This window comes from Microbacterium sp. zg-Y1090 (genome assembly GCF_030246945.1).
GTDB lineage: Bacteria > Actinomycetota > Actinomycetes > Actinomycetales > Microbacteriaceae > Microbacterium > Microbacterium wangruii.
Map to the genome: position 1 here is coordinate 2049636 of NZ_CP126742.1, position 21575 is coordinate 2071210.

The 21575-nt window shown below is 70.7% G+C and carries 17 protein-coding genes; 5 read left to right on the top strand and 12 right to left on the bottom strand.

Annotated elements, in window-relative coordinates; genetic code table 11:
* Positions 1-45: 45 nt before the first annotated feature.
* The 5 genes from QNO26_RS09775 to QNO26_RS09795 all read right to left on the bottom strand — a co-directional run bounded on the left by QNO26_RS09775 (position 46) and on the right by QNO26_RS09795 (position 4456).
* On the bottom strand, positions 46-1824 hold the full coding sequence (locus QNO26_RS09775) for a peptidoglycan D,D-transpeptidase FtsI family protein (RefSeq protein WP_257530044.1): 1779 nt from the start codon (positions 1822-1824) through the stop codon (positions 46-48).
* A 5-nt stretch (positions 1825-1829) separates the two neighbouring features.
* Positions 1830-2435 carry a cell division protein FtsL gene (gene ftsL, locus QNO26_RS09780; RefSeq protein WP_257638507.1) on the bottom strand — a complete coding sequence of 202 codons (606 nt, stop codon included), beginning with the start codon at positions 2433-2435 and terminating at the stop codon, positions 1830-1832.
* Positions 2432-3385 carry a 16S rRNA (cytosine(1402)-N(4))-methyltransferase RsmH gene (rsmH, locus tag QNO26_RS09785; RefSeq protein WP_257530040.1) on the bottom strand — a complete coding sequence of 318 codons (954 nt, stop codon included), beginning with the start codon at positions 3383-3385 and terminating at the stop codon, positions 2432-2434. Before rsmH ends, ftsL begins: the two co-directional genes overlap by 4 nt.
* Positions 3386-3483: 98 nt before the next feature.
* Positions 3484-3915 carry a division/cell wall cluster transcriptional repressor MraZ gene (gene mraZ / locus QNO26_RS09790; RefSeq protein ID WP_257530505.1) on the bottom strand — a complete coding sequence of 144 codons (432 nt, stop codon included), beginning with the start codon at positions 3913-3915 and terminating at the stop codon, positions 3484-3486.
* Between the two features lie 169 nt (positions 3916-4084).
* Positions 4085-4456 (bottom strand): SCO2097 family morphological protein, encoded by a 372-nt coding sequence (locus QNO26_RS09795; RefSeq protein WP_257530038.1) that lies wholly within the window; start codon positions 4454-4456, stop codon positions 4085-4087.
* Between the two features lie 66 nt (positions 4457-4522).
* Here QNO26_RS09795 and QNO26_RS09800 point away from each other — a divergent pair, with 66 nt between their 5' ends.
* Positions 4523-5614, top strand: coding sequence for a polyprenyl synthetase family protein (locus tag QNO26_RS09800; RefSeq protein WP_257530037.1), 1092 nt, complete (start codon positions 4523-4525; stop codon positions 5612-5614).
* Between the two features lie 41 nt (positions 5615-5655).
* On the opposite strand, the gene QNO26_RS09805 is transcribed toward QNO26_RS09800, so the two are convergent.
* The gene (locus tag QNO26_RS09805; protein ID WP_374679378.1) at positions 5656-6009 is read right to left on the bottom strand and encodes an Rv2175c family DNA-binding protein; all 354 of its coding nucleotides are present in this window, start codon (positions 6007-6009) and stop codon (positions 5656-5658) included.
* 140 nt (positions 6010-6149) lie between these two features.
* On the opposite strand from QNO26_RS09805, the gene QNO26_RS09810 reads away from it, so the two are divergent.
* Both QNO26_RS09810 and pknB read left to right on the top strand, forming a co-directional pair.
* Positions 6150-7379, top strand: coding sequence for a lytic transglycosylase (locus QNO26_RS09810; RefSeq protein ID WP_257638508.1), 1230 nt, complete (start codon positions 6150-6152; stop codon positions 7377-7379).
* Between the two features lie 70 nt (positions 7380-7449).
* The gene (gene pknB / locus QNO26_RS09815) at positions 7450-9378 is read left to right on the top strand and encodes a Stk1 family PASTA domain-containing Ser/Thr kinase (RefSeq protein ID WP_257638509.1); all 1929 of its coding nucleotides are present in this window, start codon (positions 7450-7452) and stop codon (positions 9376-9378) included.
* A gap of 336 nt (positions 9379-9714) precedes the next feature.
* On the opposite strand, the gene QNO26_RS09820 is transcribed toward pknB, so the two are convergent.
* The 3 genes from QNO26_RS09820 to QNO26_RS09830 all read right to left on the bottom strand — a co-directional run bounded on the left by QNO26_RS09820 (position 9715) and on the right by QNO26_RS09830 (position 12735).
* Entirely contained in the window at positions 9715-11049 is a 1335-nt protein-coding gene (locus QNO26_RS09820; RefSeq protein WP_257530030.1) for a class II 3-deoxy-7-phosphoheptulonate synthase, read from the bottom strand.
* A 61-nt stretch (positions 11050-11110) separates the two neighbouring features.
* Positions 11111-11797 (bottom strand): lysophospholipid acyltransferase family protein, encoded by a 687-nt coding sequence (locus QNO26_RS09825; RefSeq protein ID WP_257638510.1) that lies wholly within the window; start codon positions 11795-11797, stop codon positions 11111-11113.
* Between the two features lie 2 nt (positions 11798-11799).
* Positions 11800-12735 carry an ROK family glucokinase gene (locus QNO26_RS09830; RefSeq protein WP_257530027.1) on the bottom strand — a complete coding sequence of 312 codons (936 nt, stop codon included), beginning with the start codon at positions 12733-12735 and terminating at the stop codon, positions 11800-11802.
* 144 nt (positions 12736-12879) lie between these two features.
* Between QNO26_RS09830 and QNO26_RS09835 the strand changes: the two genes are divergently transcribed.
* On the top strand, positions 12880-14706 hold the full coding sequence (locus QNO26_RS09835; RefSeq protein WP_257530024.1) for an AMP-dependent synthetase/ligase: 1827 nt from the start codon (positions 12880-12882) through the stop codon (positions 14704-14706).
* A 99-nt stretch (positions 14707-14805) separates the two neighbouring features.
* On the opposite strand, the gene QNO26_RS09840 is transcribed toward QNO26_RS09835, so the two are convergent.
* The 3 genes from QNO26_RS09840 to QNO26_RS09850 are packed head-to-tail and all read right to left on the bottom strand — an operon-like array spanning position 14806 to position 20542.
* Positions 14806-15297 carry a peptide deformylase gene (locus QNO26_RS09840; RefSeq protein WP_257530022.1) on the bottom strand — a complete coding sequence of 164 codons (492 nt, stop codon included), beginning with the start codon at positions 15295-15297 and terminating at the stop codon, positions 14806-14808.
* The gene (locus tag QNO26_RS09845; RefSeq protein ID WP_257530019.1) at positions 15297-17087 is read right to left on the bottom strand and encodes a MinD/ParA family ATP-binding protein; all 1791 of its coding nucleotides are present in this window, start codon (positions 17085-17087) and stop codon (positions 15297-15299) included. Before QNO26_RS09845 ends, QNO26_RS09840 begins: the two co-directional genes overlap by 1 nt.
* A gap of 47 nt (positions 17088-17134) precedes the next feature.
* On the bottom strand, positions 17135-20542 hold the full coding sequence (locus QNO26_RS09850) for a pyruvate carboxylase (protein ID WP_257530017.1): 3408 nt from the start codon (positions 20540-20542) through the stop codon (positions 17135-17137).
* Between the two features lie 93 nt (positions 20543-20635).
* On the opposite strand from QNO26_RS09850, the gene QNO26_RS09855 reads away from it, so the two are divergent.
* Positions 20636-21445: a ParA family protein gene (locus tag QNO26_RS09855; RefSeq protein ID WP_257530015.1), complete on the top strand. Its 810-nt coding sequence runs from the start codon at positions 20636-20638 to the stop codon at positions 21443-21445.
* Positions 21446-21575 lie beyond the last annotated feature (130 nt).

Genomic DNA, 21575 nt, shown 5'->3' on the forward strand with positions numbered 1-21575 from the left:
TGTCCGTTCTCGATCATGAGCACGCACGCCCGTGCAGGGGCGCGATCAGTGCGTCTTGGGAAGAAGGGGCGTCTGCGAGCCGGAGGGCAGAACGCGGTAGTTCTTGAGCACCTGCGTCATGGCCTTCTGGAAGGCCTGACGGTTCGCAGCAGACGACTTAATCGTAGTCGGCTCGTCCAGGGTGGTCAGCACGATGTACTGCGGATCGTCAGCCGGCACGATGCCGATGAGCGAGGTGAAGTAGACCCCCGCCTTGTACGCCCCGTCGCCGGCGATCTGCGCGGTGCCGGTCTTGGCGGCGATGCGGTAGCCGTCGACGGCGATGAACGGACCCATCTGCGCCTGCACTGCGACGTTCTCGAGCATGAGCGTGACCGCATCGGCAGCCTCCTGCGAGACCACCCGCTCGGGCTCGGGCAGGTCGGGCTCGACCACGGTGCCGTCGGCGAGTGTGCACGACTCCACGAGCGACAGCGGCATCTTGATCCCGCCGTTGGCGAGCGCCTGGTAGGCGCTGGCCACCTGGGGCGAGGTCATCGTGAAGCCCTGCCCGAAGGTCGTGGCGTAGAAAGTCTGGTTGTCCCACTCCGACGCGGGGTACAGCACGCCCTGCGGCTCCTGAGGCCATCCGACCGCGGTGCCCCGCCCCACGCCGAACCGCTCCAGGTAGTCGTGTCGCACCTCGGCGGAGAGCATCTCGCCGAATTTCGACAGGGCCACGTTCGACGAGTCGATGAGGGCGCCGGTCAGGGTGTAGTTGAGCACCGGGTGCGATTCGAAGTCGCCCACGCGTGCGCCGTTGGGGAAGACCTCGTAGTCGCCCGCCGTCACCGTGGTGTCGGGCGTCGCCACGCCCGCGTCGATGACGCTGGCGGCGGTGATCGCCTTCAGGGTGGAGCCCGGCTCGTACGACTCGAGGAACAGCCGCGACCCCCGGTCCTCTGCGGCGGATCCGTCGACGTTGTTGGGGTCGACCGTGGGGTACTCCGCTGCCGCCCGGATCTTCCCCGTGGCGACTTCGACCACGAGGATCGCGCCGCTGTTGGCCTGCTTGTTCTGCACTTCTTCGGCGACGAGCTGCTGCAGGTACCACTGCAGGTCGCGGTCGATCGTCAGCTGCAGTGTGCCGCCGTCGACAGCGGGCGTCTCCGTCACCGTGCCCGGGATGACGACGCCGTCCTTGCCCCGCTGGTAGAGGCGCTCCCCGTCGGCCGCGGAGAGGCAGGTGTTCTCCATCTGCTCGATACCCGCCAGCGGCTCGCCGTCACCGCCCATGAAGCCCAGGAGGTTGCCGGCGACGGCGCCGTCGGGGTACGTGCGCTGCGGGTGCATGTCGAACCGCAGGTACGGGGCGCGCAGCTCGGCAAGGGCACGGTACTGCTCGGTCGTCAGCCCGCGCTTCAGGTAGGCGAAGCGGCTGCCCGGATCCTTGGCGAGTGCCTGCGCGACGATCCCCTGCACTTCGGCGGCGGTCTGTCCGGTGATCGCCGCCATCTCCGCCGACACCTGCTCCCACGGCACCTCGACGGTGACGCCGTCGACCTCGCGCTCGATGGGACCGACATTGAGCGGGTCGAGCTTGCCGTCGTACATCAGGATGCTCGTGGCCAGCGCGTCGCCGTCGGCATCCACGATCTCGCCTCGCGTGCCGTACAGGTGCTCCCGGGCGCCCAGCGCCAGTGCCTGCGAGTCGGCGATGTGCTCGTCGGCGTTGACGACCTGGATGTCGACGAGCCGCACGATGAAGCCGGCCAGCACCGCCAGGACCACGGCGAGGGCGACGATGGTGCGCCGACGCGGGCTGCGGGAGGCTCGGGTCGTCATGTCAGTCAGTGTGTGCGGGGAACGGGGAGACCGTCGGACACGGGCGGGGGTGTCGCGGCATCGGCCGCGGCAGCGGCGTCGGATGCCGTCTCCTCGGGCACGGCCACGCCGCCGATGGTGGCGCTGGGCGCGGTGACCAGCGGTGCGTCGGCGATGAGGGCGTTGGGCACGGCGGGTCGGCCGAGCGCGTCGATCGTGGAGCCTCCGAGCGCTGCGGCGCCGGAGCCGAGGACCGCCCCGTCGCTCAGGCGCAGGTAGCTGGGCGACTCGGCGATGACCATGCCGAGCGCGGAGGCGTTCGCCGCGAGGAACTGCGGAGAGCTCAAGCCGGCGACGTCGTCGATGAGGATCTGCTTCTGGTAGGTCAGGTCGCGCTGCTCGCGGGTGAGTTGGGACACCTCGTAGGAGCCCTGGGTCATGAGGATCGACAGGCCCATCTGCGCCGTGCCGATGGCGATGGCGCCGCTGACGGCGATGATTCCGTACAGCAGGCGCGGCCGACGGCGCGGCGTGGGAACGGGAACGGCTTCGAGGCGCCGACCGGGGGCGGGCGACGGTGTCGGCAGAGCGCGTGCGGCGGCGGCCGCGGAGCTCAAGGGCAGCGTGCTCATGCGTCCTCCCGCAGTCGCTCGGCGGCGCGCAGGCGCACGGGCGTGGCCCGGGGGTTGCGTGCGCGCTCCTCGGCGGTGGCGAGCTCCGCGCCCCTGACCAGCAGCCGCATCCGCGGGGCGTGCTCGGGCAGCTCCACCGGCAGTCCGGCCGGAGCAGTGGATGCCGACGCCGCCGCCAGCTCACGCTTGACCAGGCGGTCCTCCAGCGACTGGTACGACAGCACGACGATGCGTCCGCCGACGGGCAGGAGCCCCAGCGCGGCCGGGATCGCGCGCTCCAGCGCGGACAGTTCGGCGTTGACTTCGACGCGCAGCGCCTGGAAGACGCGCTTGGCGGGGTGGCCGGCGTTCATCAGAGCCGCCGGGGTCGCCGCCTGCAGGATGTCCACCAGCCGGCCGGAGCGCTCGATCGGCTCCGTACGGCGGGCCTCGATGATCGCGCGGGCGTAGCGGCCGGCGAGCTTCTCCTCGCCATAGCGCTCGAAGATGCGGCGCAGATCCCCTTCGCCGTAGGTGGCGAGGATGTCCGCGGCGGTGGTGCCGGCGCTCTGGTCCATGCGCATGTCCAGCGGCGCGTCCTGCGCATAGGCGAAGCCGCGGTCGGCCTCGTCCAGCTGCAGGGACGACACGCCCAGGTCGAACAGGATCGCGTCGGCCGCGTGCGCGCCGGCGCCGCGCACCGCGTCGACGATGCCGTCGTAGACGGTGTGCACCAGGGTGACCCGGTCGCCGAAGCGGGCCAGGCGCTCCCCCGCGATCCGCAGGGCGTCGCTGTCGCGGTCCAGACCGATCAGGCGCGCCTGCGGGAACCGCTCGAGCATGGCCTCGGAGTGGCCTCCCATGCCGAGGGTGGCGTCGACGTACACGGCCCCCTCGTGCTGCAGGGCGGGACCGAGCAGCTCGACGCAGCGGTCGAGCATGACGGGGGTGTGGATGTCACGGGCTTCCATGATGTGAAGGGCGTGGCCCTCGATCCTGATCCCCATCCGCTCCGACCTGGCACCGGGGAAGTGTGTCAGGGCGTGCGGCTGGGAGTCACGATCGAGGCTCAGAACAGGCCCGGGATCACCTCCTCCTCCATGTCGGAGTAGCTGTCTTCGTTTCCTTCGGCGTACGCGTTCCACGCGTCGGCGTTCCAGATCTCGGCGTGCGCGCCGACGCCGGTGACCACGAGCTCGCGGTCGAGGTTGGCGTAGGCGCGCAGGGGCGGCGGGATCGTGATGCGGTTCTGGCTGTCGGGCTTCTCCGCGCTGGCTGCGGAGAGGAACATGCGCTGGAAGTCACGCGACTGCTTGTTGGTCAGCGGCGCCTCACGGATGCGCTCGTACACCCGCTCGAACTCGGCGGTGCTGAACACGTACAGGCAGCGTTCCTGCCCGCGCGTGATGACGATGCCCGGACCGAGGTCGTCGCGGAACTTCGCCGGAAGGATGACGCGGCCCTTGTCGTCGAGCTTGGGAGTGTGCGTGCCCAACAGCATCGCCACCACCCCCTTCGTCCGGCCCCGTCCAGGTAGCGCCACTTTACTCCACTTCCCTCCACTTCACTACACATCAGGAAGAATCCCCTCCACGATCGGCACGAGGGTGCGGGCGCACGAAAAAAGAGCACCGACCCGGAGGTCGATGCTCTTTTGCGAAGCGGAGGGATCAGCTCCCGCCGTGGCGGCGATCCCAGCGTTCGTTCATGCGGTCCATGAACGAGGTGGAGGAACGTGGAGAGCCGGTGCGCGGCGACCGGTCTGCCGTCGGCGCACGACCGGGGTCGCGGGTGGGGGTGACGGCCAGCACGACGCCGCCCAGCATGACGATGAACGCCACGACGCCGATGGCCACGATGCTCGAGGAGACCCCCGCGATCAGCCCCCCGAGGCCGAGCAGCACGAGAACCGTGCCGTAGACGATGTTGCGGTAGCTGAGCGTGCGTCCGTCGCGAGGCGCGCTCACCACGTCGGCGTCGTTGCGCATGAGATGGCGTTCCATCTCATCGAGCAGGCGCTGCTCCTGTTCGGACAGTGGCATGCATCCCCCTTGTGAGGTCCCAATAGCGACGATTCTACCCGTCGCTCTGAGAACTAGGCTAGGCCCGTGTCGCCCTTCCCGGATCCCGTCGAAGCTGTTTCCCAGCGACTGATCGCATTCTTCGCAGAGCAGCGTGAGTCCACCCGAGCCGACGGGCCGGAGGCGGTGTCGTTCGTCGACGCGGCAGCCGCTGCCGTCACCGGCGGAAAGCGCCTGCGCGCGCGGTTCTGCATCACGGGCTGGCGCGCGGTCGCCGAAGCAGGCGGACGGCGACCGGGAGCCGTGCCGACCGAGGTGATCGACGCCGCCGCCGCCCTCGAGATCTTCCAGGCCGCCGCCCTCGTGCACGACGACCTCATCGACAACTCCGACACCCGCCGCGGCCGCCCTGCCGCGCACCGAGCGCTCGAAGCCGGGCATCGGGATGCGGGCTGGCTCGGTGACGAGGCCGAGTTCGGCCGCTCTGCGGCCATCCTGCTCGGCGACCTGCTGGTCGCCTGGAGCGACGACCTCTTCGAGACGGGACTGCGCTCCGCCACGCACGCGCCGACGGCGCGCCAGGAGTACGCCCGCATGCGCCGCGACGTCACGGTGGGGCAGTTCCTCGACATCGCCGAGGAGGCCGCCTTCCGCCAGTCGCCCGACAGCGAGCACGCCGAGCGGGCACTGCGGGTCGCGTCCCTGAAATCCGCGCGGTACAGCGTGCAGCAGCCTCTGCTGGTGGGAGCGGCACTCGCCGGCGCCGACGCGTCGCAGCATGCCGCCCTGGCTGCGTTCGGTCACCCAGTCGGCCTGGCGTTCCAGCTGCGCGACGACGTGCTGGGCGTGTTCGGGGACGCAGCCGTGACGGGCAAGCCCTCCGGAGACGACCTGCGCGAAGGAAAGCGCACGGTGCTGATCGCCTATGCGCGCGAGGCGCTGCCCGCCGGTGCCCGTCACACGCTCGACGAGCTCGTGGGCGATCCGCTGCTGGACGCCGACCAGGTCGCCGCCCTGCAGCGGACCATCTCGGAATCGGGCGCGCTCGCTCGGGTGGAGGCTCTGATCGCGGATTACACCGCCGAGGCGGACCGCGCCCTGCGCGGTGCACGACTGGGGGATGCCGCGGTGGGCGAACTGCGCGACCTCACCCGGGCGGCGACGGCACGCACCTCCTGAGCGACGGACGGCCGGCGCCCGCGGGGGTCAGTCGGCGCGCGTCAGGCGAGCGTCTGCGCGACGCGGCGCACTTCGCTCTTGCGACCCTGCCGCAGCGCCTGGATGGGCGGCATGCCGATCGAGTCGTCGTGCTCGAGCAGCCAGTCGATGACCTCGTCGTCGCTGAAGCCGGCGTCGTGCAGCACGATGGCCGTGCCCCGCAGCGACGACAGCGGCTGCCCGTCGACGATGAACACCTCCGGCACGGCGAGATTGCCGGTGCGGCGGGATGCCACCAGGTGGCTCTCGTCGATGAGTCGCCGCACCCGGCCGAGCGGCTCGCCGAGGATCTCGACGAGGTCGGGCAGGGTCAGCCAGGTGGTCTCGATGCGTGCAGGGGTGGTGTCGCCGGTCACCCTTCCATGATGGCATCCGCTCGGCGGCGGATCGCGCGGAGGATGAGAATCTCATCATCAACACCGGTAACTTGCGTCACACCCGTTGCCTCCTTCACCACCTCCGTGACACCGTGACGACGTCGAGAAGGAGACCCGCCATGCGACGACGCCCTGCCCTCGTGCCCGCCCGAGCCGCCACCCCCACGACGGCCGCGTTCGCTCGACCGGCCGCCACGGCCGTGAAGCGGCACTGGCCCGCCGCCGTCGCCGGCTCGGTCGCGCTGCTGCTGACGAGCGCGCCCGCCGCGCAGGCGGCGCCGCACCCCGTCAGCCGCGAAGCCCGCACGCCGGCTGCCTCCGGTGCGGCGGCGAAGACCGTCGCCCGCGTGCTGCCCGCCACCGCTCCCCCGGCCACGCACACCGTGCAGTCCGGCGACACCGTCACCTCGATCGCCGCCGCCTACGGGCTGCGCGTCGCCGACGTGCTCGCGCTGAACGGCCTGGACCGGTCCTCCCTCATCCACCCCGGGCAGACGCTGCTCCTCGCCGCCACCGCCCCCGCCGCGCCGCAGGCCGCCCCCGTACCCGCCGCTGCGCAGGCTCATACGGTCGCCGCCGGCGACACGATGCACGCCATCGCCGGACGCCACGGCGTCTCGCTCGACGCCCTGCTGGCCGCCAACGGCATGGACCGCTCGTCGATCATCTACCCGGGACAGGAGATCGTCCTGCCCGGGGCCGAGATGCAGCGCGCGGCATCCGTCGCCCCCGCCGCACCCGCCGCACCGGCTGCACCCGCGGCACCGCCGACGCCTGCTCCGGTGGGCGCCACGCACGAGATCGCGGCCGGCGACACGATGACCGCCGTCGCGGCCCGCTACGGAGTCACGCTCGACGCCCTGCTCGCGGCCAACGGCATGGACCGCACCTCGATCATCTTCCCCGGGCAGCGGGTCGAGATCCCCGCCGCCACCGTGGCCGGCCTCGACGCCGAGCAGGTGGACACCGCACGCACCATCATCCGGATCGGAAGGGAACTAGGGGTGCCCGACCGGGGCATCGCCATCGCCCTGGCGACCGGAATGGTCGAATCCTGGCTGCGCAACCTCGACTGGGGCGACCGCGACTCGCTGGGCGTGTTCCAGCAGCGGCCGAGCCAGGGGTGGGGCACCGCCGAGCAGGTGCGCGATGTGGAACGAGCCACGCGGGTCTTCTTCGGCGGTCCCGCCGATCCCAACGGCGACGCGAGCCGCGGACTGCTGGATACCCCGGGCTGGGAGTCCCTGGCGTTCACCGACGCCGCCCAGGCCGTGCAGGTCTCGGCCTATCCCGACCGCTACGGCGAGTGGGAGAAGCAGGCCTTCGGCTGGCTCGCCACCCTCGGCTGAGCGCATCAGCCCTTCGGGTCAGGGTGAGCCGCTACCCGGCCAGACCCGGCGTGCTCCGTAGACTCTCAGCGTGAGCACGAGCCAGCAGACGGACCCGCTGATCGGCCGTCTGGTCGACGGCCGGTACCGGGTGCGCGCTCGCATCGCCCGCGGAGGCATGGCCACGGTGTACGTGGCGACCGATCTGCGCCTCGAACGGCGCATCGCGCTGAAGGTCATGCACGGGCATCTTTCGGATGATTCGATCTTCCAGAGCCGCTTCATCCAGGAGGCGCGCGCCGCCGCCCGGCTGGCCGATCCGCACGTGGTGAACGTGTTCGACCAGGGCCAGGACGGCGACATGGCGTACCTCGTCATGGAGTACCTGCCGGGCATCACGCTGCGCGAACTGCTGCGCGAGCAGCGACGCCTGACGGTGCCCCAGACCATCACGATCATGGATGCCGTGCTCTCGGGGCTGGCGGCGGCGCACCGCGCCGGCATCGTGCACCGCGACGTCAAACCCGAGAACGTGCTGCTTGCCGAAGACGGCCGCATCAAGATCGGCGACTTCGGCCTGGCGCGCGCCACCACCGCCAACACCACGACCGGGCAGCAGCTGCTGGGCACCATCGCCTACCTCGCCCCCGAGCTCGTCACCCGCGGCAGCGCCGACGCCCGCAGCGACATCTACGCCCTCGGCATCATGCTGTACGAGATGCTCACCGGAGAGCAGCCCTACCAGGGCGAGCAGCCGATGCAGATCGCCTATCAGCACGCCACTGATTCGGTGCCGCGGCCCAGCGCGAAGAACCCGGGCGTTCCGGAGCCGCTGGACGAGCTCGTGCTCTGGGCGACGGAGCGCTCCCCCGACGAGCGCCCCTCCGACGCGCGCGAGATGCTGGACCGGCTGCGCGAGATCGAACGGGAGCTCGGCGTCAGCCCGCAAGTCGTGCGCACCGCGCCGGTGGGGATCATCGTCGACGACGAGACCCTCGACTCCGACGAGATGACGAAGGTCCTGCCGGGCGCCTTCACCGCCCCCACCGTGACCTCCGAAGTGGACAACGCCACCCGACTGCGGCGCCGCACGAAGCGCAACGCCATCAAGGGCGGCTGGCTGATCGCCCTGGTGCTGCTGCTGGCCGGCCTCGCCGGTGGCGCCGGCTGGTGGTTCGGCTCCGGACCCGGCTCCCAGGTGGCCGTGCCCGACGTCATCGGGTCGACCTTCGCCGAGGCGCAGGCGGCCTTCGCTGCCGAGACCCTGCAGGCGGTCGAAGAGGGCGAGAACAACCTCGACGTGCCGGTGGGGCAGGTGATCCGCACCGACCCGACGCCGGGCACGCGCGTCGACCAGGAGACCACCGTCACGGTGTTCGTCTCCCGCGGGCCGGCCGAGATCTCGCTGAGCGCGCTGGCGGGTATGTCCGAGGCGCAGGCGCGCGAGTACCTGACCCAGAACATCGTGCGGGTGCAGGACGAGGTGGGCCGGGAGTTCCGGGACGATGCCGAGCGGGACATCGTGATCGCGGCATCGGTCACCCCGCGTGACGGCGGCGACCCGGTGGACTGCACCGGCGGCTGCACCGCGCGGCAGGACGACGTCGCCTCCCTCACCGTCTCGGCCGGTGCGGTGCCCAACGTGACCGATACGAGCGTCGACACCGCCACACGCACCCTCGAGGATGTGGGGCTCGTCGTCTCCCCCGACCGACTCGGCGAATGGAGCGGCAGCATCGCCGAGGGACGCGTCCTGTGGGTCGCGGGGGTCGACGGGACGCTGCGCCCCGGCGATACGGTCACGCTCGTCGTCTCGAAGGGCCCGGAGCCGATCCAGGTGCCCGATGTGGTCGACCTGACCGTCGCCGAGGCCATGGACGTGCTCACCGAGGCCGGCTTCGAGCCCGGCACCGCGCTCCCCCGGATCGTCTGGGGGATCTTCACCGTCAGCGGCACGTCCCCCGCGGCCGGCTCGTGGGAGCGCCCGGGCACCACGGTGACGGTCCGCGCGACCGGCTGAGGCGTGCCGCTGGGCGCCTGAGCGCGCGGCAACCGTCGCAGCGCGCGGCATCCCTCTCACCGCGCGGTATCCGTCGCCGCACCGCGCGGCATCCCTCTCAGCGCGCGGCAACCGCCGCCGAGATGCGGGGATCTGCCCGAATGCGGACCGGATGCCGCACGGGCATCCGCATCTCGGCAGATCGCCGCACCCGGGCGCAGGCGGCCGCGCACCACCGGGCGCAGGCGGCTGCGTCCGCGCTCCGCACTCGGCGCACGCGGCGCCGCCCCGCACCCGGGCGCACGCGGCTGCGCCCGGGCCCGCGCCCGAACGCGCGGGGCAGGCGCGGCACGCGGCTCAGCGCTTCTCGAGCTCCTCGGCGACGAGGAACGCCAGCTCCAGGCTCTGCATGTGGTTCAGGCGCGGGTCGCACAGCGACTCGTACCGCGTCGCCAAGGTGGCCTCGTCGATCATCTCCGACCCACCCAGGCACTCGGTCACGTCGTCGCCGGTGAGCTCGACGTGGATGCCGCCGGGGAAGGTCCCCACGGCGCGATGCGCCTCGAAGAAGCCACGCACCTCGTCCACGACGTCGTCGAAGCGACGCGTCTTGTAGCCGGTGGGCGTCGTGATGCCGTTGCCGTGCATCGGGTCGGTCACCCACAGCGGCGTCGCCCCGGAGTCCTTGACGGCCTCCAGCAGAGGCGGCAGCGCGTCGCGGATCTTGCCCGCGCCCATGCGCGTGATGAAGGTCAGCCGGCCCGGCTCGCGCTCGGGATCGAGCTTGTCGATCAACGCCAGCGCGGTGTCGGTCGACGTGGTCGGGCCGAGCTTCACGCCGATCGGGTTGCGGATCTTCGAGAAGTAATCGACGTGCGCGCCGTCGAGGTCGCGGGTGCGCTCCCCGATCCACAGGAAGTGCGCCGAGGTGTTGTACGGCGTGCCGGTGCGCGAGTCGATGCGGGTCATCGGCCGCTCGTAGTCCATCAGCAGGCCCTCGTGCCCGGTGTAGAACTCCACGCGACGCAGCTCGTCGAAGTCCGCGCCCGCGGCCTCCATGAACTTGATGGCACGGTCGATCTCGCCCGCCAGGCGCTCGTAGCGCTGGTTGGCCGGGTTCGAGGCGAACCCCTTGTTCCAGCTGTGCACCTCGCGCAGGTCCGCGAAGCCACCCTGGGTGAACGCGCGGATGAGGTTCAGGGTGGAAACCGCGGTGTGGTAGCCCTTCAGCAGGCGCTGCGGGTCGGGCTGACGCGACAGCTCGGTGAAGTCGAAGCCGTTGACGATGTCGCCGCGGTAGGCCGGCAGCGTGACGTCGCCGCGGGTCTCGGTGTCGCTCGAGCGGGGCTTGGCGAACTGCCCGGCCATGCGGCCCATCTTCACCACGGGCATGGAGGCGCCGTAGGTCAGCACGACGGCCATCTGCAGCACCGTCTTGATGCGGTTGCGGATCTGCTCGGCCGTGGCACCGGCGAAGGTCTCGGCGCAGTCGCCTCCCTGCAGCAGGAACGCCTGACCCGACGCGGCGCGGGCGAGCCGCTCGCGCAGCAGGTCCACCTCGCCGGCGAAGACCAGCGGCGGCAACGTCGCGATCTCGCTCGAAACGGCGGCCACGGCGTCCGGGTCCGCCCACAGGGGCTGTTGCTTGATGGGCAGTCCCCGCCAGGCGTCAAGGGGGTCGTTCTGGGGCATACGGCCAGTCTATCCGCGCCCCATCGGCGGGCCGCGCCGTGTGACGACGGTGCGGGAGGGGTCAGGATGCCGCGGCGGCGCGGCTCTTGACGGTCGAGGCGTAGACGTCGTCGTACCGCTGCTCTCCCAGGCGCTGCAGAGCCACCATGATCTCGTCGGTGACCGAGCGCAGCACGTACCGGTCCCCCTCCATCCCGCGGAAGCGGGAGAAGTCCAGCGGCTCGCCGATCACCATGCCCACGCGACCGACCCGCGGGATGGTGCGCCCTATGGGCATGACCGCGTCGGTGTCGACCATCACGACGGGGATCACCGGGACGCGCGCCTCCAGCGCCATGCGCGCGATGCCGGTGCGCCCCCGGTAGAGCTTGCCGTCGGGGCTGCGGGTGCCTTCGGGGTAGATGCCGAGCAGGTCCCCCCGCCCGAGCACCTGCAGGCCGGTGTTCAGCGAGGCTTCGGACGCCTTGCCGCCGGTGCGATCGATGGGGATCTGACCGGTGGCCTTCATGAACATGCGCGTGGCCCAGCCTTTGATCCCCTTGCCGGTGAAGTAGTCGCTCTTGGCGAGGAACGACATCGGCCGGTCGATCATGAGCGGCAGGAAGACCGAGTCGCTCACGGACAGGTGGTTGCTGGCGAGGATGGCGGCGCCGTCGCGCGGCACGTTCGAGCGGCCCACGATCCACGGTCGGAAGATCGCTTTCACGACCGGCCCGATCACGATGTATTTCATGAGCCAGTAGAACACCGCTACACGCTCCTGCCCGCCAGATCGGCGACGCCGATCAAGCCGGCGTCGTTGCCGAGCTGGGCGATGACGAAGGCGGCGATGGGTCTCTCGCCGAACCCGGGGAGCGACGTCTCGTACGCCGCGCGCACCGGCTCCAGCAGGGTCTCGCCCAGCTGCGCCACGCCCCCGCCGATGACGAAGAGCTCGGGGTCGAGCGCGGCTTGGATGCCGCCGCACGCCTCGCCCAGTGCCGTCGCCACCCGATGCAGCGCTTCAACGGCGCCCGGGTCGTCGGCCAGGATGAGCCGCGAGATGGCGGCGCCGGCGATCTCGCCCTTCTCGGCGCGCACCTCCGCCAGGGCCGCACCGATGCCGCCGGCGTCGGCGATGTCGTTCGCCTCGCGCTGCAGGGCCCTGCCGGAGGCGTACTGCTCCAGGCATCCGTGCTGACCGCATCCGCACAGCCGTCCCTCGCGGATGAACCGCGTGTGGCCGAGTTCTGCGGCGATGCCGTGACCGCCGTAGGCCAGCTCGCCGCGCGTGACGATCGCGCCGCCGACACCGGTGCCGAGGGTCAGCATGACCATCTCGTCCACGCCGCGTCCCGCCCCGAAGCGGAACTCGCCCCACCCGGCGGCGTTGGCGTCGTTCTCGATGACCACGGGGCGGCCGATGCGCTTCTCGAGGTTCTCGCGGAGAGGCTCATTGCGCCACGCGATGTTCGGCGCATGCAGCACGACCGAGCGGGTGCGATCGATGAAGCCGGCCGCAGCGACCCCCACCGCCGCGATGTCGTGCTCCTGCATGAAGTGGCGGGCCATGTCGCCGACGGCGTCGGCGAGGTCTGCGGTGTCCACCGGGGTGTCCACGCGGAGCTTCTCGACGATGGTGCCGTCGTCGTCGACCACGCCTCCCGCGATCTTCGTTCCACCGATGTCGATTCCGACCTTGAGCACGCGGCATCCTTCCCGCCGCTGCAGCGCGCAGGGCGTCTTGAAGTCTAGTGCGCGGCGGCTTTTCCCGGAGTGAGGGCATCCTATGGATACACTCAGTTTCGACGCTATAACCCGATTTTCCCGTTCGGTACCGAAGGAGTTGCCGTGGTTCAATTCGAAACCCCCGCGATCGTCACCCCCGACCCGCAGGCCAACATCAGCGACCTGCTCGCGGAGCGTGTCAAAGCCACCCCCGATCTGGCACTGTTCGCCGTGCCCGAGAACGGCGGCTGGCGCGACATCACCGCGGCCGACTTCGAGCGGGAGGTGATCAGCCTCGCGAAGGGCCTCGTGGCCGCCGGCATCGAGCCGGGCGACAAGGTCGGCTTCCTGGCGCGCACGACCTACCAGTGGACGCTGGTCGATTTCGCGATCTTCTACGCCGGCGCCGTCATGGTGCCGATCTACGAGACCAGCTCCGCTGCGCAGATCCAGTGGAACCTCGCCGACTCCGGCGCGATCGCCTGCATCGTCGAGTCCGCCGCCCACGAAGCGCGGCTGGCGGAGGTGCGCGGCGAACTGCCCCTCATCCGCGAGACCTGGACGATGGAGACCGGCGGCCTCGACACCCTGCGTGCGCAGGGCACGTCGGTGCCGGACGAGGAGATCGAGCGACGTCGCAACCTCGCCGTCGGCTCGGACATCGCCACGCTGATCTACACCTCCGGCTCGACCGGGCGCCCCAAGGGCTGCGTGCTGACGCACAGCAACTTCGTCGAGCTCTCGCGCAACTCGGGCAAGGCGCTGAGCGAGGTCGTCGCCGAGCCGGGCGCCTCGACGCTGCTGTTCATCACGACCGCTCACGTCTTCGCACGGTTCATCTCGATCCTGAACGTCCACGCGGGCGTGAAGACGGGTCACGAGCCCGACACCAAGCAGCTGCTCACCGCGCTCGGCAGCTTCAAGCCGACCTACCTGCTGGCTGTGCCGCGCGTGTTCGAGAAGGTGTACAACTCCGCCGAGCAGAAGGCCGAGGCCGGCGGCAAGGGCAAGATCTTCCGCGCCGCCGCGAACGCCGCCATCGAGCACTCGACGCTGCTGCAGGACGGCAAGAAGGTCCCGCTGGGACTGGCGCTGAAGTTCCGCGTCTTCGACAAGCTCGTCTACAGCAAGCTGCGCACCGCCATGGGCGGCCGCGTGAAGTTCGCCGTGTCGGGCTCGGCCCCCCTCGGCCCGCGCCTGGGTCACTTCTTCCACAGCCTGGGTGTCGTCATCCTCGAGGGCTACGGCCTCACCGAGACCACGGCACCGGCCACGGTGAACCTCGCCACCAAGTCGAAGATCGGCACCGTCGGTCCCGTGCTGCCCGGCGTCGGCATCCGGCTCGGCGAGGACAACGAGATCGAGGTGCGCGGCATCAACGTCTTCAAGGAGTACTGGCGCAACCCCGAGGCCACGGCCGCGGCGTTCGACGACGGGTGGTTCAAGACCGGCGACATCGGCTCGTTCGACGCCGACGGCTTCCTCACCATCACGGGCCGCAAGAAGGAGATCATCGTCACCGCCGGCGGCAAGAACGTCGCCCCCGCCGCGCTCGAGGACCCGATCCGCGCGAACCCGATCGTCGGCCAGGTGGTCGTCGTCGGCGATCAGAAGCCGTTCATCTCCGCCCTGATCACGCTCGACTCCGAGATGCTGCCGACCTGGCTCGCCAACAACGGGCTGCCTGCCGACATGTCGCTGGAAGCCGCGTCACGCGACCCGAAGGTGCGCGCGGAGGTGCAGCGGGCGGTCGACAACGCCAACGCGCACGTGTCGCGGGCCGAGTCGATCCGCAAGTTCGTCGTGCTGAGCACCGAGTGGAGCGAGGCGAGCGGTCACCTGACGCCGAAGATGTCGATCAAGCGGAACGTCATCATGGACGACTTCTCGTCCGAGATCGAGGACCTCTACTCGGTCCCCGTGTCGACCACGAACGTCCCGCTCGGCTGAGCGGAGACCGTGAGACCGCAACTGGCGGCCGAGACAGTGGGTGTTCCCCACGGTTTCGGCCGCCAGTTGCTGTTTCAGCGTTCGGGGTCGCGCGGCGGGTCAGAACCAGGCCGACTCGCGGACCTCGCGCATCGCGATGCGGCGATCCTCGGGGGTCAGCCGCTCGAGGTAGACCTTGCCGTCGAGGTGATCGGTCTCGTGCTGCAGCGCCTGCGCGAGCAGCCCGTCACCCTCGAGCACGACCTCGTCCCCGTCGAGGTCGATGCCGACGACCTTCGCATGCGGGTAGCGGATCGCGTCGTGCCAGAGGCCGGGCACCGAGAGGCATCCCTCCCCCATCGGCACCGGTTCGCCCGACACCTCCACGAGCCGCGGGTTCAGGACGTACCCGATGTCGCCGTCGATGTTGTAGCTGAAGGCCCGCAGGCCCACGCCGATCTGATTCGCGGCGACGCCGGCACGGCCGGGCAGTTCCACGGTGTCCAGCAGATCCTTCACGAGAGCCCGCACGCCGTCGTCGATGTCGCCGATGGGCGCGCAGGAGCTGCGCAGCACGGGGTCGCCGAACAGGCGGATGTCGCGGACGGCCATCAGGCGGCGGAGGTGAGGCCGCGCAGACCCTCGACGACGATGGCGGCGAGCTCGCGCGATGCCTGTCGTGTCTCGGGCTGCAGCTCGCGGAACGAGATCTTGCTGCCTGCGGCGATCTGCGGGTCGTAGGGCACGCGCACGACAGCGCGCACGCGCGTGCGGAAGTGCGACTCCAGCTCCTCCGGGCGCACGAGGGGGGCGCCTGGACGACTGGCGTTGAGCACCACGACGGCATTGCGCGCGAGGTCGGCGCGGCCGTTGGACTCCAGCCACGTCAGCGTCTCGGATGCCAGTCGCGCCTCGTCGACGCTCAGGCCGGTCACCACGATGATCGCGTCGGCGAGATCGAGGGTCGACTCCATGACCGAGTGCACGATGCCGGTGCCGGTGTCGGTGAGGACGACCGAGTAGTAGTGCGCTGCGAACTCGGCGACCGCCTGGTAGTCACGGTCGCTGAACGCCTCGGACACGTGGGGGTCGGTGTCGGAGGCGAGCACGTCCAGGCGCGTCTCGTCACGGGCGACGATGGTCGACAGGTCGTGGTAGCCGGAGATCTCGCCGCGGCGGCGCACCAGGTCGCGCACCGTCTTGCCGCTGAGGTTGCCGACGCGCTCGGCCAGGGTGCCGCGGTCGGGGTTGGCGTCGACGGCGATGATGCGGTCGTCGCGCGCGTCTGCCAGCGCCATGCCGAGCAGGGTCGTGATGGTGGTCTTGCCCACACCGCCCTTGCGCGACATCACGGGGACGAACTTCGCACTGCCCTGGAGACCGGCGGCGATCCGGCGGTCCAGTTCCTTGCGGCGACGCGCGCGGCGGCCGTCACCGAGATTGATGCGACGACCGGAGATGGAGTAGACGAAGTGCTGCCAGGCGCCCTCCGGCTCGGGCTTGACCACGTGATGCGGATCGAGCAGACGGTCGGCGGTGAGGAGATCGGCGGACTCGCGGCCCTGCTCGAACTCGCCCAGTCGGCGCGGGGCGAGCTCCTCGGTCCGGGAGCGGCGACGCTCGGCCAGCCGCGGGTGCAGGTCGTCGTCCGTGGCGGCGGAGTCGCCGGCGGGGCCGAGGGCGGACTGCGCCTTCGGCTGCGCGACGGATGCCGGGGTGGATGCCGACGGCGCCTGGGTCGCGGTGCGGAGCGAACCGGTGGCCGTGCGCAGGCTGCCGGTGGTCGTCGGCACGGATCCTGTCGCGGGCTGCGCCGCGAGGGCAGAGGCGGCGGACGCCGCTTCGAGCCCACCCGTGGCCGCCGCCGTCGCCGTCGTCTCGTCAGCCGGCGATGCGGCATCCCCCGTCTCGTCGGCGGCGGCCTCGTCGGCGGCGACTGCCTCGACGTCGGCCGCCTCGGTCTCGTCGGCAGTGTCGTCCGTCACGGCAGCGGCGTCGGCGTCATCCGCGTCGGCGTCGTCGCCGTCTTCGTCGGATGCCTCGCCGTCGCGGGAAGCGGTGTCGTCGACCTCTTCGGCGAACTCCTCGCCGTCGGCCAACCCGCTCACGACGGGGTGCGCGTCGGTCTCATCGTCGACGGTCACGTCTTCCGCCGCGACGACCTCGACGCCTTCGGTGCCGAAGTGCACGGGCACGAATCCCTCACCGGGGAAGCTGCTGTCGTCGACGGCCTCGTCGTTCGCGTCGTCGTCATCGTCGGCCAGCTGCGGCAGCACGACATCGACCTGCGCTGTCGGGGCACCGAGGATGCCGATGCCGGCCATATCCAGGTTCGCACCGTCGGCGAGAACGCCGTTCTCGGCCTCGTCGTCGTGCATGGGTTCGTTGCGCTCGGGCGTCACTGCTCACTCCAAGTAGGGTTCGGGCGGCCAGCGCCCATCCCCTCAGGCTACTCGGAGGGGCGGACCACGACCAAAAGGTCTCCGGCCTCCACCTGGGCGGTGCCCGTGATGGCCAGGCGCTCGATCACGCCGTCGACGGGCGAGGTGATCGCGGCCTCCATCTTCATCGCCTCGATGGAGGCGACCGGCTGGCCGGCCGTGACGGTGTCACCCGCCGCCACCTTGACGGTGACGACGCCCGAGAAGGGGGCTGCCACCTGTCCGGGCTTGGAGGTGTCGGCCTTCTCCGCCTGCCTGGCCGCGACGTCGATGGCACGGTCGCGGACGAATACCGGCCGCAGCTGTCCGTTGAGGGTGGTCATGACCGTGCGCATGCCCTTGTCGTCGGCCTCGCCGATCGCCTCGAGGCCGACGTACAGCTGCACGCCGCGCTCGATCTCCACGACGTGCTCGGTGCCCGAAGCCAGCCCGTACAGGTAGTCGACGGTGTCGAGCGCGCTGAGGTCGCCGTACGTGTCGCGCACCTCCTGGAACGCGCGGGTGGGCGCGGGGAACAGCAGCCGGTTGAGCGTCTGACGGCGCGTGGCGGCGTCGGCGTCGAGTGCCGCGGCATCCGCGTCGGCGAGATCCACCGCGCCGACCTTGATCTCGCGGCCCTGCAGGACTTTGGTGCGGAACGGCTCCGGCCAGCCACCGGGCAGGTCGCCGAGCTCGCCGGCCATGAAGCCCACGACCGAATCGGGCACGTCGTACTTCTGCGGGTTCGCCTCGAAGTCGGCCGGATCGGCCTTGACCGCCGCCAGGTGCAGGGCCAGGTCACCCACGACCTTCGACGACGGGGTCACCTTCGGCACCCGACCGAGGATCGCATCGGCGGCCGCATACATGTCCTCGATGAGCTCGAAGTCGTCGGCAAGCCCCAGGGCGATGGCCTGCTGGCGCAGGTTCGACAGCTGCCCACCCGGGATCTCGTGCCGGTAGACGCGGCCGGTGGGTCCCGGAAGGCCCGACTCGAACGGGCGGTAGAGGGCGCGGACCGCCTCCCAGTAGGGCTCGAGGTCGCTGACGGCGGAGAGATCGAGGCCCGTGTCGCGCTCGGTGTTCGCCAGGGCGGCAACGAGGGCCGACAGCGACGGCTGGCTGGTGGTGCCCGACATGGGCGCCGCCGCGGCGTCCACGGCATCCGCCCCGGCCGCGCTGGCGGCCAGCAGGGTCGCGAGCTGACCGCCCGCGGTGTCGTGGGTGTGCACGTGCACCGGCTGGTCGAACCGCTCGCGCAGCGCCGAGACCAGACGGGCGGCGGCGGCGGGACGCAGCAGCCCGGCCATGTCCTTGATGGCGAGGACGTGCGCGCCGGCATCCACCATCTGCTCGGCCAGCCGCAGGTAGTAGTCGAGGGTGTAGAGGTTCTCGGCGGGGTCGAGCAGGTCGCCCGTGTAGCAGAGGGCCACCTCGGCGACGGCGCTGTCGGTGGCGAGCACCGCGTCGATGGCCGGTCGCATCTGGCTCACATCGTTGAGCGCGTCGAAGATGCGGAAAATGTCCACGCCGGATGCCGCGGCCTCGCGGACGAAGGCGTCGGTGACGGCCGTGGGGTACGGGGTGTAGCCGACGGTGTTGCGCCCGCGCAGCAGCATCTGGATCGCGATGTTGGGCAGGGCCGCCCGGAGGGCGTCGAGCCGCTCCCAGGGGTCTTCGCCGAGGAAGCGCAGCGCCACGTCGTAGGTGGCGCCGCCCCAGGCCTCCACCGACAGCAGCTGCGGGGTGAGGCGGGCGACGTACGGCGCGACGGTGACGAGGTCCTTCGTGCGCACCCGCGTCGCGAGCAGCGACTGATGGGCGTCGCGGAACGTCGTCTCGGTGACGGCGAGGGAGGTCTGATCACGCAGCGACTTCGCGAAACCGGCGGGGCCGAGCTCCAGCAGACGCTGGCGCGAGCCCGCGGGAGCGGGCGTGGCGAGGTCGAGCGCCGGCAGCTTGGATGCCGGGTCGACGGTGACCGGGTTCGCACCGTTGGGCCGGTTGACGGTGACATCGGCGAGCCAGCCGAGGATCTTCGAGCCGCGATCCTTGGACTCACGGCCCTTCGCCAGGTGCGGACGCTCGTCGATGAACGCCGTCGATAGATCGCCCGCGATGAACGCCGGGTCCTCGAGCACGGTCTGCAGGAACGGGATGTTGGTGGAGACGCCGCGGATGCGGAACTCCGCCAGCGCACGACGGGAGCGCAGGACGGCGGCCCCGAAGTCACGGCCACGGCAGGTGAGCTTGGCGAGCATCGAATCGAAGTGCGGGCTGATCTGCGAACCCGCGGCCGTGGTGCCGCCGTCGAGACGGATGCCGGCGCCACCGGGCGAGCGGTAGGTGGTGATCTTGCCGGTGTCCGGCCGGAAGCCCTGCGAGGGGTCTTCCGTGGTGATGCGGCACTGCAGGGCCGCGCCGCGCAGGTGGATGTCCTGCTGGCGCAGGCCCATGTCCTCGAGGGTCTCCCCCGCCGCGATGCGCATCTGCGCCTGCACGAGGTCGACGTCGGTGACCTCCTCGGTCACCGTGTGCTCCACCTGGATGCGCGGATTCATCTCGATGAAGACGACCTCGCCGGCGCGCGGACCGGCCGTCTCCAGCAGGAACTCCACGGTTCCGGCGTTCTGGTATCCGATCGACTCCGCGAACGCGATGGCGTAGCGGTGCAGCGCGTCGCGCACGTCGTCGTCGAGGTTCGGCGCGGGGGCGATCTCGATCACCTTCTGATGGCGACGCTGCACCGAGCAGTCCCGCTCGAACAGGTGCACCGTGTGTCCGGCCTTGTCGGCGAGGATCTGCACCTCGACGTGGCGCGGGCGCTGCACGGCCTGTTCGAGGAACACCCGGGCGTCACCGAAGGCGCTCTCGGCCTCGCGCATCGCCTCGGACAGCGCGGGCGCCAGTTCTTCGGGCCGCTCCACCCGGCGCATGCCGCGGCCGCCGCCCCCGGCAACCGCCTTGACGAAGATCGGGAAGCCGATATCCGCGGCCTGGGCGACGAGCTCATCGACGTCGGCGGAGGCTTCGGTGGAGCGGAGCACCGGAACGCCCGCGGCGACGGCGTGGTGCTTGGCGGTGACCTTGTTGCCCGCCATCTCGAGGACCTCGGCGGGAGGCCCGATGAAGGTGATGCCCGCCTCGGCGGCGCGAGCGGCGAGATCGGGGTTCTCCGAGAGGAAGCCGTAGCCGGGGTAGATGGCATCCGCGCCGCACTCGGTGGCCACACGGATGATCTCGTCCACGTCGAGGTACGCGCGCACCGGGTGGCCCTCCTCGCCGATCCGGTAGGCCTCGTCTGCCTTCAGCCGGTGGAGCGAGTAGCGGTCCTCGTAAGGGAACACCGCGACCGTGCGGGCGCCGAGTTCGAACGCGGCTCGGAACGCTCTGATGGCGATTTCGCCGCGGTTCGCGACCAGGATCTTTCGGAACATGCTCACCTCGCGTGGGATGACCGGGCGTGCGTCACCGAACGCCGGGAGTGCCTGAGTGTGCACTCAGCCTAGGGGACGGTAACGTAGACCTCTGTGCACGTACTCTCCGTCAGTTCGCTCAAGGGCGGGGTCGGCAAGACGACGGTCACGCTAGGGCTCGCATCCGCTGCGTTCGCTCGCGGTGTCCGCACCCTCGTCGTCGACCTCGACCCGCAGTCCGACGTCTCGACGGGGATGGACATCCAGATCGCCGGCCGTCTCAACGTCGCCGATGTGCTGGCCAACCCGAAGGAGAAGGTCGTCCGTCAGGCGATCACCTCCAGCGGATGGGCGAAGGCGCACCCCGGCACGATCGACGTGATGATCGGCAGCCCTTCCGCCATCAACTTCGACGGCCCGCACCCGAGCGTGCGCGACGTGTGGAAGCTCGAAGAGGCGCTCGCGACGATCGAGGCCGACTACGACCTCGTGCTGATCGACTGCGCGCCGTCGCTCAACGCCCTGACCCGCACCGCATGGGCGGCATCCGACCGTGTGGTCGTCGTGACCGAGCCCGGCCTGTTCTCCGTCGCCGCGGCCGACCGTGCGCTTCGGGCGATCGAGGAGATCCGACGGGGACTGTCACCGCGGCTGCAGCCGCTGGGCATCGTCGTGAACCGCGTGCGCCCGCAGTCGATCGAGCACCAGTTCCGCATCAAGGAGCTGCGCGACATGTTCGGCCCGCTCGTGCTGTCGCCTCAGCTGCCGGAGCGCACGTCGCTGCAGCAGGCCCAGGGCGCCGCGAAGCCGCTGCACATCTGGCCCGGTGACTCCGCGCAGGAGCTCGCAGCAGATTTCGACGCGCTGCTGGACCGGATCATCCGCACCGGCCGCATTCCCGACCCCGCCGAAGCCCGCGCCTGATCGGAACACCCGCGTGCGGGTATTCCGCATGTCGAATGGTTGTTCGGCATGCCGCGTCGATATTCGGCGTCCTGCGTGGCGACCGGGTCGCGCAAGGGAATTTCGCCATGTCTGATCACGCATTTCTGCG

Bases quoted from the DNA above. Each gene is read 5' to 3' on its own strand.
- QNO26_RS09775 (WP_257530044.1), bottom strand. From the start codon at position 1,824: ATGACGACCCGAGCCTCCCGCAGCCCGCGTCGGCGCACCATCGTCGCC.
- ftsL (WP_257638507.1), bottom strand. From the start codon at position 2,435: ATGAGCACGCTGCCCTTGAGCTCCGCGGCCGCCGCCGCACGCGCTCTG.
- rsmH (WP_257530040.1), bottom strand. From the start codon at position 3,385: ATGGAAGCCCGTGACATCCACACCCCCGTCATGCTCGACCGCTGCGTC.
- mraZ (WP_257530505.1), bottom strand. From the start codon at position 3,915: ATGCTGTTGGGCACGCACACTCCCAAGCTCGACGACAAGGGCCGCGTC.
- QNO26_RS09795 (WP_257530038.1), bottom strand. From the start codon at position 4,456: ATGCCACTGTCCGAACAGGAGCAGCGCCTGCTCGATGAGATGGAACGC.
- QNO26_RS09810 (WP_257638508.1), top strand. From the start codon at position 6,150: ATGCGACGACGCCCTGCCCTCGTGCCCGCCCGAGCCGCCACCCCCACG.
- QNO26_RS09820 (WP_257530030.1), bottom strand. From the start codon at position 11,049: ATGCCCCAGAACGACCCCCTTGACGCCTGGCGGGGACTGCCCATCAAG.
- QNO26_RS09840 (WP_257530022.1), bottom strand. From the start codon at position 15,297: ATGGCCGTCCGCGACATCCGCCTGTTCGGCGACCCCGTGCTGCGCAGC.
- QNO26_RS09850 (WP_257530017.1), bottom strand. From the start codon at position 20,542: ATGTTCCGAAAGATCCTGGTCGCGAACCGCGGCGAAATCGCCATCAGA.